We start from the raw sequence: 16,325 nt of genomic DNA, 5'->3' as shown, positions 1-16,325 counted from the left end.
TTCTAACCATAGTATCATACCTCATCTTTTTAAGTTCCTTTCCTTAATGGTATCACACTCTATAATCAAAAAAGTGCATAAGCTGACAACAATCTTGTCAACTTACACACTTTATTTTACATTCCCTCTAATTGTTTTAAAGTTAAAAATATTATATTATCAGACATACTACTTAATTTATAAAATCTAAGTTTTTTCTCAATTTCTATACTAGTTTTATCACAGTTACTAAATAAATCTCTTACAGTCTCTATAGCGAAAGTAAGTATAGTTATACCACCTCCACTTTCTAATTCAAATCCTAAAGTTTCTGTTTCAGGAAGTTGATTTTTCATTATATTATAAATTTCTTTTCAGTAGGCTCCTTCAATAACTATGTAATCCCATTGCTCTTTTAAGCCAAATAATAATTCACCAGGATTATAAGCTTCAAATGGTGGATTTTCTCTTTCTAAAGTCAAAAGATCATTTAATACATCACCAGGTGTTTTGTTTATTGTACTGGTAATAGCGATTAGAACTTTGCCAGAGTATTTTTCAACACTTCTTTTTGTATGATTAGAAAGTAGTTGTTGGCTTATTCCTGTTTTTTTTATTAACATCATATCTTTTGCAATTATTTTTTCTTAGACATAAGTCTAGATAGTTCATTTGATTTCTCCTTTGAAAATATTGTTACTAAAAAATATTTTACTAATAAGATATATTGTAGTGATAAAAATGTAAAATGTTTTGGTATAAAAATATAATTTATATCAATTTCATAAGTATGTATCTTTACATTTTTGTAAGAAAACAAAAATTGTATTGACTGAAGACAAAAAAATATGTAATATGAAGTTAAGTTCATGTGAAGTTTGTTTCATGTGAACTTAACTTCATATTATATGTGTCTGTATAGGTAAGGAGGATTATTTTGAAAAATAAGCTTATTGAACGTATTTTGTTTTCTATTTTAATTATTGTGATATCAATAGCAAATATGTTGTTGGGGAAATCAACCAATATATATGTTGATAATTTTTATATATTGGTTGGTTTGATTGCATTTGTTTATACAATATTTGATTATTCTAAATATAAGAAAAATCGTAAAGAAATAGATGCTCAATTATCAAAAGAATATGATGAAAGAGATGAGTTAGTAGATGGTAAAGTGTCTAAAATTACATTAAAGGTAATTTTAGCAACTATTTTTATAGTAATGTTTGTTTCTAAATTTATGATTATAAATGGCGATAGTGCATTATTTATAATACTAGTCACTTTTATAATAACTGAGTATTTAGCTCGAAAGTATTATAACTATATAATATAAATGTGGTGGAATAATGAAGAATAGAGTCAAGGAATTACGTTTAGAACACGGAATAACTCAGCAAGAATTAGCTGATAAAGTATGTGTATCGTCTAGAACAATTATATCATTAGAAAAACAAACATATAATCCGTCAGTTCTTCTTGCATACAAAATTGCTTCGGTTTTTAATTTATATATCGAAGAGGTTTTTATATTTGAAGAAGATGAAAAATAAAAAATAAGAATAGGGAGATAGTAAGATGCCAGGTATATTTATAATGATTTTTGGAGCAATATTAATAGTTTGGGGAATATATAGAATGAAAAATGATGATGCTATTTTTGGAAAAACTCAAAAAGGCAAAAATATATTTAACTTAATAGTTTTTGGAGAAGCTTCTGGAATAGGTCAATTTGTAGGTGGGGTACTTTGTATAATAATAGGTATTGCTTCTTTTATAATAAAATAAAGTGAAAACAAAACAACTTGTATTAAAACAAAAATAAGGTATGAACTTGCATAGAATTCATACCTTATTTTTGTTTGTTTTTCTAGTTATAAATAATAAAAAATATGTCTATAGATTAAAACTATCCTTTATTAACATATATAAGCTACAATAATGCTATATAGAATATTATGGGGGGAATAAAGATGGAGAGTAATTATAAAGTAGCATATTATAATGAGTGGAAAACACTACAAAAAAGAGATTTTAAAAACGTGGAAGAAATAAGAAGTGTTATATATGACGAAGATAAAAAAGAATTTTACATAAAAGTATTTAATAGAGAATACATCTTAAATTGTAATGATGAAACAATAAGACGAAGTGATGATAATCAAATACCAAGTGCAGAAACTGGGGTTATGATATTAAATTATTTGTCCTTTACAGAAAATAATATAGATAAAACTAACAAGTGGGTAAGCCTAAAAGAAATACCAAATGGAGGGATGATGTTTTATTCGGCTTTCTATAAAAGTAGCATAGTCAGTTTAATTAACACTTTTGGTTATGATTCATCAAAATTAAGAAAGTGTGGAGAAAATCTGGGTGGAAAAGAAATAAAAATGGGTGATGTAGCATTTGAGTTTGAAGTTTTTCCAAAGGTATTTTGTCGTGTTGTAATATGGGAAGGTGATGATGAAATTTCTCCAAGTGCCACACTTTTATTTGATTCTTCTGTGCAATATATGATGCATGTGGAAAGTATAATTGGTCTGGGAGGATATGTAATTAATAAAATTATTAATGAGATAGGAAGAGATTAATATATGCAATCAGTTATTTTAAACCTTGATTAAATCTAGTAAAAAACGTAAAATATAAAGATATGATATTAAAGAACTGAATTTAAAATAATTATAATAAATAGATTAAAAGGTGATTATATAAAATGATAAAAGAAATAATAGTAGTTGAAGGAAGAGATGACGTTACTGCTGTAAAAAGAGCATTAGATTGTGAACTAATAACTACTGGAGGATTTGGATTCCCTAAAGGAGTTATGGAAAGAATTAAAGCAGCTCAAGAAAGAAGAGGTGTTATAATTTTTACTGATCCAGATTTTGCAGGAGAAAAAATTAGAAAAAAAATAGCAGCAGAAGTACCAGGATGCAAGCATGCATTTTTACCAAGAGAAGAAGCCAAAAAAGATGGAGATATAGGAATAGAGAATGCATCTCCAGAAAGTATACTAAGAGCTCTAAATAAGGTTAGAACTGAAAGCACAGAAAAAAGAACTGAATTTTCACAAGTTGACTTAGTAACAAACGGACTTATAGGCAATGAAGATGCATCTTATAGAAGAGATACTGTAGGACAAATATTAGGAATTGGATACGGAAATGCTAAGCAATTTTTAAACAGGTTAAATAACTACGGGGTTTCAAGAGAAGAGTTTAACAAGGCAATAGAAAGTTTATAAGGAGACGAATATGGATAGATTATCATCGCATAAGGCAACAAAAGAAGTTGTTCAAAAACATAATTTTAAATTCTCAAAGTCATTGGGACAAAACTTCTTAATAGATACAAACGTAATAGACAGAATTATTGAAGGAGCAAGAGTTAAAGAAGGAGATTACGTAATAGAAGTAGGACCAGGAATCGGAACACTTACAAAAGAAATGGGTAAAACGGCACAGAAAGTTGTTGCAATCGAAATAGACAAAACATTAATTCCTATATTAGAAGAAACTTTATCAGATTTTCCTAATATAGAAGTAATCAATAAAGATATATTAAAAGTTGATGTGCAAGAACTAGTAAAAGAAAAATTAAATGGAGGGCCGGTAAAATTAATAGCTAACCTTCCATACTACATAACTACACCAATAGTTATGAAGTTTTTAGAAGAAGATATACCAGTAACTGATATAGTTGTTATGGTTCAAAAAGAAGTTGCTGATAGAATGAATGCTAAGCCTAACACTAAGGATTACGGAGCATTATCAGTAGCAGTTCAATATTACTGTGATACAGAAATAGTTGCAAAAGCTCCGAGACATATGTTTATGCCACAACCAAATGTTGATTCAACAGTTATAGGACTTCATGTAAGAGGAGAACAAATATATCATGTAGATAATGAAGATGTATTCTTCAAAACTGTTAAAGCATCATTTGGACAAAGAAGAAAAACTCTTCTTAATTCATTAGGAGGACTTGGATTTTTAACTAAGGATCAAATAAGAGAGGCTTTACAAGAAGCCAATGTAGATGAAAAAAGAAGAGGAGAAACTCTATCAATAGAAGAATTTGCAGCATTATCAAATGCAGCAAATAGAATTCACAACGAAAATAAATAATTACTTAAAGTCAGTCTTAGGACTGGCTTTTTTGTGCAAAAAATTTCAATTGGATCTTGTTGGTAAAAAATGGTTTACAACTATATCCATTAGTGATACATTATAAATAGATATAGATATATCACTAATGGATATATCTTAAAAGGATATAAAAAGGTAGAAGGTGGTTAAAATTAGTAGAAATAATTCTTTACAAGAAGAACAATTGACAGAACCAGGATATTATATATTACTAGCATTACTAGTTCCAATGCATGGATATGGAATATCTAAATATATAGAAGAATTAACACAAGGAGAAGTTTCAATAGGTCCTGCAACTATGTATACTATGCTGAAAAAAATGCAAGTACAGAGTTATATAACTTTAGAGGGAGAAGAATCAAGAAAAAAAATCTACAAGTTAACAGATAAGGGAAATATGGTTATTAGGAAGGAGCAAGATAGAAGATACAAAATGGCACTTCATGGTGTTAAAGCTTTTGAAAGAATAGGAGGAAAATAAGGCATATGAGTAAACAATTTAAATATAAAATGAGCGGTGGATTAGTTTTATCTGAAGAAAAAGATATGAATAAGCTTAGTAAATTGGCAAAAGAGGGGTGGATATTGGAATCTTTTGAAAAACTATCTTATAAACTAAGAAAAGATGAACCAGAAGATGTTGTTTATTGTTTGGATTTTAATGAGGATAAAGATGATGAAAAATCTTACTTAGAGTTATTTGAAAATACTCCGTGGGAATATGTATGCTCATGTGAAGGATACTACTTTTTTAAAGCACCAGTAGGTACAAAACCTATTTATACAGATAAAACAAGTAAAAGTTTAAAATACGAAGTTTTATATAAATCAATAAAAAGAGAGATAGTAGTTATATTAGCAATTGTAGTTTTATGTATGATAGGAGCACACTTTTCACGATCAATTTTTATTAATTCAATATGGATGAAAATATTTAGAATGGGATTATATATAGTAGCAGGTGGAGGTTTAGGCTTAACAGTTTCACTATTAATATGTGCAATAAAAGCTTACAAAAATATAGTTAAATAATATAAATTTTAAAATAGAATGAAGCATTTTATTCACAAATAAGTGGAATAAAATGCTTCATTCTATTTTTATGTGACAAAAACTAATACTGAAATAAAATAGCTAGTTTAGTTATATGAAAAAATTCAGAGATATTCATAGTACTTAATAAATAAGTTATTACATATAATTTGTTGAGAGATTATGTTAAGGGGTGAGAAACTGATGGCTACCAAAAGAAAGTTTAAAAGAGATTATATTATGCTAGAAGCTAAAGACATGAACTATAGATTTAAAGATAAGGTATCGCCAAAGGCTTTTGTGAAAATTGAAGTCACTGATGAGAAATCAGTTATAGCTTTGTATGCTGAAAACCTAAAAAGTGTAAGTGAAGGATATTCAGTAGTAGCAATAAGAAGTGACTACGAAACCATAGATTTAGGTAACTTTAATGTTAATAGTCAAGGAAAAGGTGAGTTTAGCCTGGATATGGGTGATGAAGACATAGACATAAAAGGAATAGCGGTTGTACAAGATAGAGCAGTACCACTTATAGGTTTTAAGGGGAGCAAAATAGAAAACTTTGAAGAAATATTATTTCCGCCACAATATGAGTTTGAAGAAGTTGATGATGACGAGTATGAATACGAAGAAGTAGAATATGTTGAGGTGGATGATGTTATTGATGACGAACCTATTGATTATGAAGATATAAATGAAGAAGAAGTAGATGATGACGAGTATGAGGAATACGAAGAATATGAAGAAATAGAATATATTGAAGAAGATGAAATGAGAGATAATGAATATGAGTATGAGGAAGTTATTTATGAAGAAATTGAAGAAGATGAATACGAGGAAATAGAGGATGAGGAATATGAAGAAGTTCATCCTAATATACAGTCTAAAGTTCAAGAAAAGAAAAATACTAAAAGTAGAGATGACGACTATATTGAAAAGAAAATAAACAAAGCCAAGTCTGTTTTAGAAAAGCAATACACAAAGAATGATTATGAAACAGTAAAAACAAAAACAGAGTCAATAAAAACAGCTGGTACGTTACTAATGCCAAGACAAATTAAAAAAGGTTTAAAATATTTTAGAGAAGTGAAACCTTTTGTAGCAGATTATATTGATAGTACTAGATGGTGGAAAATGGAAATTAATCCAACGACTTTATGTGGATATACAATGCCATACTTAGGTTATGTAAATTCTTTAAACTACACTATGTACAGCGATGCTATAATGCAATCTTATAAATACAGACACTACTTATTTGGAGTACAATATGATGAATATAATAAGAGACAATATTACATTTATGCAGTGCCAGGAAGAAAAAACGAACAACCAGATAAAGGAAATACAGGATTTACAAGATATCAAGCATGTGATAATAGAAATAATTCTTTAGGTTACTGGTTATGTTTTGTTGATTGTAAAGCAAGAAGAATAGTTAAATAAAAGGTTTATATTATATAATACACATGAAATAGTAAGTTAGCTGTAATGAAAAGAACTATTTAAAATAAATTAATCTTAAAATTAACAACAAAAAGTTATATAATAGTTATATAAAACATTTAACCGGGGGTAAGACATGGCTAGAAAAAGAAGAATAAAAAAATCAGTGTTTTTAGTTGCAGCTATTATACTATTTTTTGGTGTATATATTATATCATTTACTCTTTTCTCTAATAAAGACAATAGCAGTAAAGACAATGCAGTAAAAATAGAAGAACCTGAAGATAATAGATCTTTACTTAAACAATTAGAGGAAAAAGATAAGATATATTTATCTGATGGTACTGTATCAGATGTTAGAGTTGATGAGCAATTATTAGAAGAGTTAAGATACTCTTTTGAGGATATTAGCAAAATAAGAAAACCAGCATCTTATGAGTCTACTTATGAAGGATATTCAGACGACGGACTAAAGTTTTCAACAAATTTAGATATAATAAGAATTTATACAGTCAATAAAGAAGAATACTATAAAATTCCTGTAGCATCTAAAGATGAATTAAAAAAAATATTAGATAAGAGTATCTATACATCATTTGATTTTATAAAGCAATATAAAACATGGAAAGAAGTTAAGATAACTTATAAAGACACAGCAAAGAATCTAAGCAAGTGGAAATATGATGATTTAGCCAATACAATGGCCGCGAAGAGAGTGGTTGGTAAAGTACAACCAGAAAAAAGTAAGGAAAGAAGTAAATATAATTTTAGAATTGAAATTAAAGCCGATAATTATGAAGCCAGAGTTGAAGTTATGGGAGCTAACTACGTACAAATTGAATCAAAAGGATTAAATTCTTATTACGAAGTGCATACAGCTTTATATGATTACATTAAGGATGAGGTTTTTCAATTGTCTAAATAATAAAAAAGTAGAAAATTTGATAAGTCAAATTTTCTACTTTTTTTATTATTACTTATTTTCTTCAAGTAATAATTCACCTACACGGTAAACAGGGCCTGCACCAGCGGTTATTAGTAAATCGTTAGGTTTCATATTAGCTTTTAGATAATCAACAATATCTTCGAATTTGCTGATATATATAGCATCCACATTGTTGTGGTATAGTTTTTCAACCAAGTCTTTAGAATGAATATCCCCTGGATCATCTTCTCTAGCAGCATATATATCAGTTATTATAACTTTGTCTGCAGAGTAGAATGCTTCCCCAAATTCATTGAAAAGAGATTTTGTTCTACTATAAGTATGAGGTTGGAATACACACCATAAAGTAGATTTTTTAAGCTTTTTAGCAGCAGCTAAAGTTGCTTTTAATTCTGTTGGATGATGAGCGTAATCATCAACGATTAAGGCATCGCTATAAGTACCTTTAATCTCAAACCTTCTTCCAACACCTGTGTACTTGATAATGCTATTCTTCACATCTTCTACGCTTATTCCAGATACTAAAGAAACTATTATTGCAGAAGTAGCATTGTAAATGTTGTGTACACCAGGAACTGATAGTTGGAATGTTCCTAAATCTTTTCCAAAGTAAGTCAAATCAAATGATCCAAATCCGTTATCATTAAAATGAATATTTTTAATAATAACGTCATTTAAAGTTTCCTTACCATACTTGATTATATTAGCCTTAACATCATGTAATATTCCATCTGTATTAGGACTATCTCCATTTATTACAAAGTGACCATCTTTAGGTAATAACTTTCCAAATTTATTAAATGAAGCTTTAATTTCTTCTATTCCAGAAAAATAATCAAGATGATCTTCCTCTATATTTAAAACGATTGCTATTTTAGGATTAAAGTTCAAAAAACTATCAGTATACTCGCAAGCTTCTGTTATGAAGTTTTGAGAGTTACCTATTTTTACATTACCGCCAATTGATTTTAAGTTACCACCAACTAATATTGTTGGATCTAAGTTAGTTGAACCAAATATAGTTGATAACATAGAGGTAGTAGTAGTTTTTCCATGAGTACCTGAAACTGCTATTGAGTTTTTGTACTCTCTCATTATTTGACCTAAAAATGCAGCTCTATTTATTGTCAGTATATTTTTGTCTTTTGCAGCCATAAGCTCTTCATTGTTGGTGTGTATAGCAGCAGTGTAAACTACCATGTCTAATCCGTTAGCAATGTTTTCTTTTTTTTGGCCAATATAAATTTTTGCACCTTGTGCTTGAAGTTTATCTGTCATTGAAGATTTGCTCATGTCTGAGCCTGAAACTTCGTAGCCCTTATTAAGGCAGATTTCAGCTAAAGCACTCATACTTATTCCGCCTATGCCGATGAAGTGTATCTTCATAATAATAAAACCACCTTTCATTTAATTTATTTCTATGAATAAGAACAATTTTTGTGGTATAATTAAATAATGTTCAATATTTTAAGTATCATATGCATATACTAATTCATATATTATAGTTTATTTATTTTTTCGTAATATATGAAACATAACTAATATTATATCATATAATAAAATCTTATGCATTATTTACTTTATACCATAAATGTTGTAATTGTAGGAGGTTACTGAAACAATGAAGTTTAAGAGAACGGAAAGAATTGGTGCTATAGTCAAGATATTATCTGACAACCCAAATAAAATTTATACATTAAGCTATTTCACAGAAACATTTAATGCTGCCAAGTCTACAATTAGTGAAGATTTATTAGTTGTAAAAAATGTATTTGAAAAATTACAATTAGGTAAAGTTATAACAATTTCTGGAGCGGCTGGTGGAGTAAAATACATACCTAAAACATCAATACAAGAAAATCAAAACTTCCTAATGGAATTATGTGAAAAAATAAGTTGCCAAGATAGAATTTTATCAGGAAGATTTCTATATTTAATAGATTTAATATATGATCCAACAGTTGTAGCTAAAATAGGAAAGATATTTGCTTCAAACATAGATTACTCTGAAGCAGATTATGTAGTTACTATGGAAACAAAGGGAATACCTATGGCTCTTATGACTGCAAAAGCTATGAATTTACCATTAGTTATAATAAGAAAAGACATAAAGGTTTCTGAAGGACCAACATTAAGCATGACTTACGTTACAGGAGACAATTCAAAAGTAGAAAGTATGAGTTTACCAAGAAAAGCTATCAAGTCAGGAAGTAAAGTTATTCTTATAGATGATTTTATGAGAGGTGGAGGAACAATAAAAGGTATGACTCAACTTATGAATGAATTCGGCGCGGAAGTAATAGGAACGGGTGTATTCATAACAACATCAACACCAGAAAAAAAATTAGTTGAGGATTATATATCTTTAATAGAAATAGATACAAGAGAAAATGAAATAGTTGTTAAGCCAAATTTAAAAACTTTTAAAGATGAATATAGAACTGAATACGTTGTGGATACTACTTTAGATAATGTGAATGATGATGAAATTGATGAGTAATTCTAACTAATTCCAACTGTATAATTATTTTTATGGATAAAAAATAAAAAAAACTCAGAAAAATTAAAGGAATTTGTTAAAAAGTATAGAATTATTTACCAAACAGTTTATAATTATATTGGGTAAATTGTATTTTGTCAAAATCACAAAGGGGGATATTGAAGTATGAACATAACTGACGTAAGAGTAAGAAAAATTACTGATGAGGGGAAAATGAAATGTATAGTTTCAATAACTTTTGATAATTTATTCGTAGTGCACGACATAAAGGTTATTGAAGGTCAAAATGGGCTATTCATAGCTATGCCGAGCAGAAAAGTTGGAGAAGGTAACTTTAGAGATATCGCTCATCCAATAAATGCAGAAATGAGACAAGTTTTAGAAGATGCAGTTTTAAAAGCATATGAAGAAGCATTAGCTCAATTAGAAGTTGCTGCAGAATAATTAAATAAAGTGGGAATATTTTAAAAATTTGCAATAAATAAACGAGTCGACTTAATCGGCTCTTTTTTAATATAAAATATATAATTATTAAGATAATAATGTATTATTTTTATTTTATTGCTAATAATAAAAATGTCTAAATGAAAATGTTACAAAATAAAAAATATTATTAGATTTGAAGAAATGTTGACAAAAACATGAAATAAAATTATGATTATATCATAAGATATAAATATAAAAATTAGTTTTATATAAAGGCAATGATAAGAACAAGTAATAATTAATAAATATAAACAGAAAGTTACCGGTTGATGAGAGGTGCATATACAATTAATTATGAATACATCTTTGAGCTTCACACCGAAAAAATGCTGAGTAGGCTGTGACGAATTTGACACACGTTATAGTGTCATAGTATTTATTTAGATACTAGCTGAGGTAAATAGTGTGAGCTGTTTATAAATGAAGGTGGTAACGCGAGATATGCTCTCGTCCTTTTTAAGGACGAGGGCTTTTTTTATTATAACAAATTATAAAATTGATTTTTAAAATATAATTATAAAGGAGAGGAACACTATGTCAATGACGACTTACGATGAATTAGTTGCTAGAGGATTGGTTGCTCAAGTAACAGATGAAGAAGAATTAAAAGAACTTATAAATGCAGGTAAAGCAGTATTTTATATAGGATTTGATGCAACTGCAGATAGTTTACATGTAGGACACTTTATGGCCCTATGCTTAATGAAAAGATTACAGATGGCAGGAAACAAGCCAATAGCACTTGTTGGTGGAGGAACTACAATGGTAGGAGACCCATCTGGAAGAACAGATATGAGAAAAATGATGACTCCAGAGCAAATCAATTACAACTGTGAATGTTTCAAAAAACAAATGAGCAAATTTATAGAATTTGGTGAAGATAAAGCTTTATTAGTTAACAATGCAGATTGGTTATTAGATTTAAATTATGTAGATTTATTAAGAGAAGTAGGAACTCATTTTAGTGTTAATAGAATGCTTAGCTTTGAATGTTACAAAAGTAGAATGGAAAGAGGACTTAGCTTCTTAGAATTTAACTACATGATAATGCAAGCTTTCGACTTCTATCATTTATACGAAAAATACGGTTGTCAAATGCAGTTAGGTGGAAACGACCAATGGAGTAATATGCTTGCAGGTACAGAATTAATAAGACGTAAATTAGGAGAAAATGCTTATGCATTGACTATAACTTTACTTCTTAACTCAGAAGGAAATAAAATGGGTAAAACAGCTAATGGTGCAGTATGGCTAGATCCAAACAAAACTTCTCCATTTGAATTTTACCAATACTGGAGAAACGTTGGAGATGCTGATGTATTCAAATGTATGCGTATGTTAACATTCTTACCATTAGAAGAAATAGAAGCTATGGAAAAATGGGAAGATAATAAAATAAATCAAGCTAAAGAAGTTTTAGCATTTGAATTAACTAAGTTAATCCATGGTGAAGAAGAAGCTACAAAATCACAAGAAAGTGCAAGAGCTTTATTCTCGGGAGTAGCACATGATAACATGCCTACGACAGAATTAACTGATACTGATTTAACTGATGGACAAATAGATATAATATCATTATTAGTTAAAAGTGGATTAGCTCCAACTAGATCAGAAGGTAGACGTAATGTGGAACAAGGAGGAGTAACTGTAGATGGTGAAAAAGTTGATGACTTCAAAGCTACGTTTACAAAAGATGATTTAACTGGTGATGGTATGGTTATAAAACGTGGGAAGAAAAAATTCCAAAGAGTAGTTATAAAATAATTAAATGATAAATAGCAGTAGCTACTAAATTATAGTTGCTGCTATTTTTGTGCATACTAAGATAATACAAAGAAATACAAAAACCTAGTAATTTTATAAAAAAGATGCTATATTATAAATGACAATAATACGATTGAATTATATACTATTCAACAAATAATACACCATAATAGTAACAATTATAAAAAACTTTATTGAAATGGAGTGAAAATATGAACTTTAAAGCCATAATTCTTGCTGCTGGAAAAGGTACAAGAATGAAGTCAAAATATCCAAAGGTTGTTCATAAAGTGTGCGGAAAAGAAATGGTTAACCATATTATAGATGTATCAAAAAAATCTGGCGTTAAAGACGTAGTAGCAATATTAGGTCATGAATCAGAAGTTGTAAAAAATATATTGCCAGAAGATACTATGATTGCAATGCAAACAGAGCAACTAGGAACAGGTCATGCTGTTAAAATGGCAAAAGAATACATAAATGATGAAGACACAATAGTTATTTTATGTGGAGACACACCTCTTATAAAAGAAGAAACCCTAAAAAAATTATTTGATTACCATATAGAAAATGAATATACAGCTACAGTTTTAACTACAAAAGTTGATGACCCAACTGGGTATGGAAGAGTAATAAGAGATGAAAATGGTGATTTACTAAAAATTGTTGAGCAAAAAGATGGAAATGCTGAGGAATTAGCAGTAAATGAAATTAACTCTGGAATTTACTGTTTCAAAGGTAAGATGCTAAGAGAATCACTAGACTTACTTGATAACAATAATGCTCAAGGAGAGTATTACTTAACTGACACAATAAAAATATTAAGAGATAAAGGGTTTAAGGTTGGAGCATTCAACGGTTCTACAATTGAGGAATTAATGGGTGTAAATTCCAGATTAGAATTATCTAAAGCAGAAACTCTTATGAGAAAAAGAATAAATGAATTCCACTTATTAAATGGAGTTACTATAATAGATCCAGCATCTACTTATATAGAAACAGATGTGGAAATAGGACAAGATACAATAGTATATCCAGGAGCTATGATTCAGGGTAAAACTAAGATAGGTAATGAGTGTATTATAGGAATGAATACTTCTATAACAAACTCAACTATAGGAAATAACACAGAAGTTAAAAACTCTACAATAATAGATTCTACTGTAGGAGAAAATACTACAGTGGGTCCTTATGCATATTTAAGACCAAAAAGTAACATAGGAAACCATGTTAAAATAGGTGACTTTGTAGAAGTTAAAAATGCAACAATAGAAGATAATTCAAAAGCATCACATCTGTCATACATAGGAGATGCCCATGTAGGTAAAAATGTTAACATAGGATGTGGGGTAGTATTTGTAAATTACGATGGAAAAAATAAATTTAAATCAATAGTAAAAGATGGAGCGTTTATAGGTTCTAACTCGAACCTAGTTGCACCAGTTACAGTTGAAGAAAAAGGATATATAGCAACAGGGTCTACTATAACTGATGATGTACCTGAAGGAGCTTTAGCTATTGCTAGACAAAGACAGGTTATAAAAGAAGGTTGGGTAGTCCAAAAAGAAAAAAGAGATGAGAATAAATAGCTAATTATTATTTTAGGAAAACACCTAATAATATTTATATAATTTTCAGGAGGATAAGTAATGAATACTAGCGGAAGCGAGATTAAAATTATTGCAGGTAATTCGAATAAGGAGTTAGCTGAAAAAATCGCAGAATATATAGGAGTAAAGGTTGCTGATTGCCAAGTAACAACATTTAGCGATGGAGAAATAAGCGTAAACATTAATGAAACAGTTAGAGGTTGCGATGTATTCGTAGTTCAATCTACTAACAACCCAGTTAACAACAACTTAATGGAATTATTAATAATGATAGATGCACTAAGAAGAGCATCTGCAGGAAGAGTAACAGCAGTTATACCATACTACGGATATGCAAGACAAGACAGAAAAGCTAAGGCAAGAGATCCAATCACAGCTAAATTAGTGGCAAACTTAATAACAGCAGCAGGAGCAGATAGAGTTTTAACTATGGACTTACATGCTTCTCAAATACAAGGATACTTCGATATCCCACTAGACCATTTATTAGGAGGAAGCTTATTAGCTAGCTACTTTAATGAGAAAAATATAGAAGATTTAGTTGTAGTTTCACCAGATTTAGGAAGTGTTACTAGATCTAGAAAATTTGCTAATCAGTTAGAGGGAGAAGTTCCAATAGCTATAATAGACAAAAGAAGACCTAAAGCTAATGTTTGTGAAGTAATGAACCTTATAGGAGATGTAAAAGGCAAAAATGTTATCATGCTAGACGACATGATAGATACAGCTGGAACTATAACAAATGCAGCTAATGCACTTAAAGAATTCGGAGCTAAAAATATATATGCTGGTTGTACACATGCAGTATTATCTGGACCAGCTATAGAAAGAATAGAAAACTCTGCAATTAGTGAGTTAATAGTTCTTGATACTATAAAACTTCCTAAAGAAAAAGAAAATGATAAAATAAAAGTATTAACAGTAGCAGAAATGTTTGGAGAAGCTATTAAGAAAATATTCTCTAATGAATCTGTAAGTGTTTTATTCTAATTAGTAATTTATATGTAGGAGATATTAATCTATAGATTAATATCTCTTTTTTTAGTTAAATTTATAATTTGAAAGTGCTAAATTAAAAGATTGAAATTGAGTATTAAATTACATAGTTCTGGTAATGAATTTAAATATACGATTTAATTTATATAATTTGGAGGAATTAACATGGTGATTTAAATAATTACAAGGAGTAGGTTATGAATATATTTGATATATTAAAAATAGCAATAGAACTTGAGGCATCAGATATACATATTACAGTAGGCAGTATGCCAGTTGCTAGAGCAAAAGGAACATTTACAAAATTAACACAAAATATACTAACAAAGCATGATACAGAAAAGATGACAAAAGAAATTGCTGGAGATAAAAACTTTAAAAAAATTGAAAAATATGGTGAATGTGATTTTTCTGTAGCTGTAGAAAGTGGAGAAAGATTTAGGGTAAATGCTTATAAACAAAAAGGAAGTTATGCTATTGCAATAAGAGCTATTACTTCTCAAATCCCTTCTTTCGATGATTTAGGATTGCCTGATATCCTTAAAAATTTTACAGAAAAGCATAAAGGGCTAGTATTAGTTACAGGGCCAACAGGAAGTGGTAAAAGTACGACACTTGCTAGTCTCATAGACATAATAAATAAAAATCAACAAAGACATATTATAACTTTAGAAGATCCAATAGAATACGTTCATCAACATAAGAAAAGCTTAGTAAATCAAAGAGAAATAGGACAAGATACTGAAAGCTTTAACTCTGCCCTAAAGGCAATACTTCGTCAAGATCCAGATGTTATTCTTGTAGGAGAAATGAGAGATTTAGAAACTATTTCTATAGCACTAACAGCAGCAGAAACAGGTCACTTAGTGTTTTCTACTCTTCATACTATCGGGGCAGCTAAAACAATAGATAGAATAGTAGATATGTTTCCATCAGAGCAACAGCAGCAAGTTAGAACTCAATTATCCACAGTATGTGAAGGGGTTATTTCTCAACAGTTATTGCAGACTATTGATGGAAAAAATAGAGTTGTAGCTATGGAGGTTATGGTGTCAAATCCAGCTATAAGAAATTTAATAAGAGAAAATAAAACTTATCAAATTCAAAATATTATACAGACAGGAAGCAAATATGGAATGCAAACTATGGATCAAGAATTAGTTAATTTATATATGAAAGGAAAGATATCAAAGCATAGTGCGCTTAGTAGATGTACAGACTACGAATATACTTGTAGATTAGTTGGAGATAGATACTAAACACTTTAGACGCACGTTCTAAGCGTTTACAAGACTACACAATTTTGATTAATTGGTATTTAAATTTAAGGCTAAAAAACTATAATATTAAATATTCCTAGAATAAAAGGAAAAATATTAAAAGAAGTAGTATTTAATATTTATGAA

General features: G+C 29.1%; 19 protein-coding genes and 1 other annotated feature. Of the genes, 16 read left to right on the top strand and 3 right to left on the bottom strand.

Annotated features, from left to right (window positions below; all coding sequences use genetic code 11):
* Positions 1 to 116 precede the first annotated feature (116 nt).
* On the bottom strand, positions 117 to 335 hold the full coding sequence (locus K0040_RS08485; RefSeq protein WP_228108465.1) for a hypothetical protein: 219 nt from the start codon (positions 333 to 335) through the stop codon (positions 117 to 119).
* Between the two features lie 18 nt (positions 336 to 353).
* On the bottom strand, positions 354 to 605 hold the full coding sequence (locus tag K0040_RS08480) for a hypothetical protein (protein ID WP_228108464.1): 252 nt from the start codon (positions 603 to 605) through the stop codon (positions 354 to 356).
* A gap of 311 nt (positions 606 to 916) precedes the next feature.
* On the opposite strand from K0040_RS08480, the gene K0040_RS08475 reads away from it, so the two are divergent.
* The 10 genes from K0040_RS08475 to K0040_RS08430 all read left to right on the top strand — a co-directional run bounded on the left by K0040_RS08475 (position 917) and on the right by K0040_RS08430 (position 7,542).
* Positions 917 to 1,318, top strand: a complete 402-nt coding sequence (locus tag K0040_RS08475) for a hypothetical protein (RefSeq protein WP_228108463.1) — start codon at positions 917 to 919, stop codon at positions 1,316 to 1,318.
* Between the two features lie 13 nt (positions 1,319 to 1,331).
* Positions 1,332 to 1,535: a helix-turn-helix transcriptional regulator gene (locus K0040_RS08470; RefSeq protein WP_228108462.1), complete on the top strand. Its 204-nt coding sequence runs from the start codon at positions 1,332 to 1,334 to the stop codon at positions 1,533 to 1,535.
* Between the two features lie 25 nt (positions 1,536 to 1,560).
* Positions 1,561 to 1,770, top strand: coding sequence for a hypothetical protein (locus tag K0040_RS08465; protein ID WP_228108461.1), 210 nt, complete (start codon positions 1,561 to 1,563; stop codon positions 1,768 to 1,770).
* A gap of 185 nt (positions 1,771 to 1,955) precedes the next feature.
* Positions 1,956 to 2,576, top strand: coding sequence for a DUF3786 domain-containing protein (locus K0040_RS08460; RefSeq protein ID WP_228108460.1), 621 nt, complete (start codon positions 1,956 to 1,958; stop codon positions 2,574 to 2,576).
* A gap of 125 nt (positions 2,577 to 2,701) precedes the next feature.
* The gene (rnmV, locus tag K0040_RS08455; protein WP_074919715.1) at positions 2,702 to 3,232 is read left to right on the top strand and encodes a ribonuclease M5; all 531 of its coding nucleotides are present in this window, start codon (positions 2,702 to 2,704) and stop codon (positions 3,230 to 3,232) included.
* 10 nt (positions 3,233 to 3,242) lie between these two features.
* Positions 3,243 to 4,115, top strand: a complete 873-nt coding sequence (rsmA, locus tag K0040_RS08450; protein WP_228108459.1) for a 16S rRNA (adenine(1518)-N(6)/adenine(1519)-N(6))-dimethyltransferase RsmA — start codon at positions 3,243 to 3,245, stop codon at positions 4,113 to 4,115.
* Between the two features lie 163 nt (positions 4,116 to 4,278).
* Entirely contained in the window at positions 4,279 to 4,620 is a 342-nt protein-coding gene (locus tag K0040_RS08445) for a PadR family transcriptional regulator (protein ID WP_206925071.1), read from the top strand.
* A 5-nt stretch (positions 4,621 to 4,625) separates the two neighbouring features.
* Positions 4,626 to 5,171 (top strand): DUF2812 domain-containing protein, encoded by a 546-nt coding sequence (locus tag K0040_RS08440; RefSeq protein ID WP_206925072.1) that lies wholly within the window; start codon positions 4,626 to 4,628, stop codon positions 5,169 to 5,171.
* Positions 5,172 to 5,375: 204 nt separating this feature from the next.
* The gene (locus tag K0040_RS08435) at positions 5,376 to 6,617 is read left to right on the top strand and encodes a hypothetical protein (RefSeq protein WP_228108458.1); all 1,242 of its coding nucleotides are present in this window, start codon (positions 5,376 to 5,378) and stop codon (positions 6,615 to 6,617) included.
* A 136-nt stretch (positions 6,618 to 6,753) separates the two neighbouring features.
* Complete coding sequence (locus tag K0040_RS08430; protein ID WP_228108457.1) at positions 6,754 to 7,542, top strand: hypothetical protein; 789 nt, start codon at positions 6,754 to 6,756, stop codon at positions 7,540 to 7,542.
* A gap of 48 nt (positions 7,543 to 7,590) precedes the next feature.
* Here K0040_RS08430 and murC read toward each other — a convergent pair whose 3' ends face one another.
* Positions 7,591 to 8,949, bottom strand: coding sequence for a UDP-N-acetylmuramate--L-alanine ligase (gene murC, locus K0040_RS08425; RefSeq protein WP_228108456.1), 1,359 nt, complete (start codon positions 8,947 to 8,949; stop codon positions 7,591 to 7,593).
* A 235-nt stretch (positions 8,950 to 9,184) separates the two neighbouring features.
* On the opposite strand from murC, the gene purR reads away from it, so the two are divergent.
* The 6 genes from purR to K0040_RS08395 all read left to right on the top strand — a co-directional run bounded on the left by purR (position 9,185) and on the right by K0040_RS08395 (position 16,178).
* Positions 9,185 to 10,063 carry a pur operon repressor gene (gene purR, locus K0040_RS08420; protein WP_228108455.1) on the top strand — a complete coding sequence of 293 codons (879 nt, stop codon included), beginning with the start codon at positions 9,185 to 9,187 and terminating at the stop codon, positions 10,061 to 10,063.
* A 165-nt stretch (positions 10,064 to 10,228) separates the two neighbouring features.
* Complete coding sequence (gene spoVG, locus K0040_RS08415) at positions 10,229 to 10,507, top strand: septation regulator SpoVG (RefSeq protein ID WP_018591966.1); 279 nt, start codon at positions 10,229 to 10,231, stop codon at positions 10,505 to 10,507.
* A gap of 251 nt (positions 10,508 to 10,758) precedes the next feature.
* Positions 10,759 to 11,007 (top strand) — a binding site (T-box leader).
* 82 nt (positions 11,008 to 11,089) lie between these two features.
* The gene (tyrS, locus tag K0040_RS08410) at positions 11,090 to 12,313 is read left to right on the top strand and encodes a tyrosine--tRNA ligase (RefSeq protein WP_228108469.1); all 1,224 of its coding nucleotides are present in this window, start codon (positions 11,090 to 11,092) and stop codon (positions 12,311 to 12,313) included.
* A gap of 212 nt (positions 12,314 to 12,525) precedes the next feature.
* Entirely contained in the window at positions 12,526 to 13,902 is a 1,377-nt protein-coding gene (gene glmU, locus K0040_RS08405) for a bifunctional UDP-N-acetylglucosamine diphosphorylase/glucosamine-1-phosphate N-acetyltransferase GlmU (RefSeq protein WP_228108454.1), read from the top strand.
* A 60-nt stretch (positions 13,903 to 13,962) separates the two neighbouring features.
* Positions 13,963 to 14,913, top strand: coding sequence for a ribose-phosphate diphosphokinase (locus K0040_RS08400; protein WP_018591963.1), 951 nt, complete (start codon positions 13,963 to 13,965; stop codon positions 14,911 to 14,913).
* Between the two features lie 203 nt (positions 14,914 to 15,116).
* Entirely contained in the window at positions 15,117 to 16,178 is a 1,062-nt protein-coding gene (locus tag K0040_RS08395; protein ID WP_228108453.1) for a type IV pilus twitching motility protein PilT, read from the top strand.
* Positions 16,179 to 16,325 lie beyond the last annotated feature (147 nt).

It is taken from the genome of Terrisporobacter petrolearius (genome assembly GCF_020748185.1).
Classification (GTDB): Bacteria; Bacillota; Clostridia; order Peptostreptococcales; family Peptostreptococcaceae; genus Terrisporobacter; species Terrisporobacter petrolearius.
The sequence above is the reverse complement of the archived record's forward strand: the minus strand, read 5'-3'. Positions and strand labels throughout refer to the sequence as shown.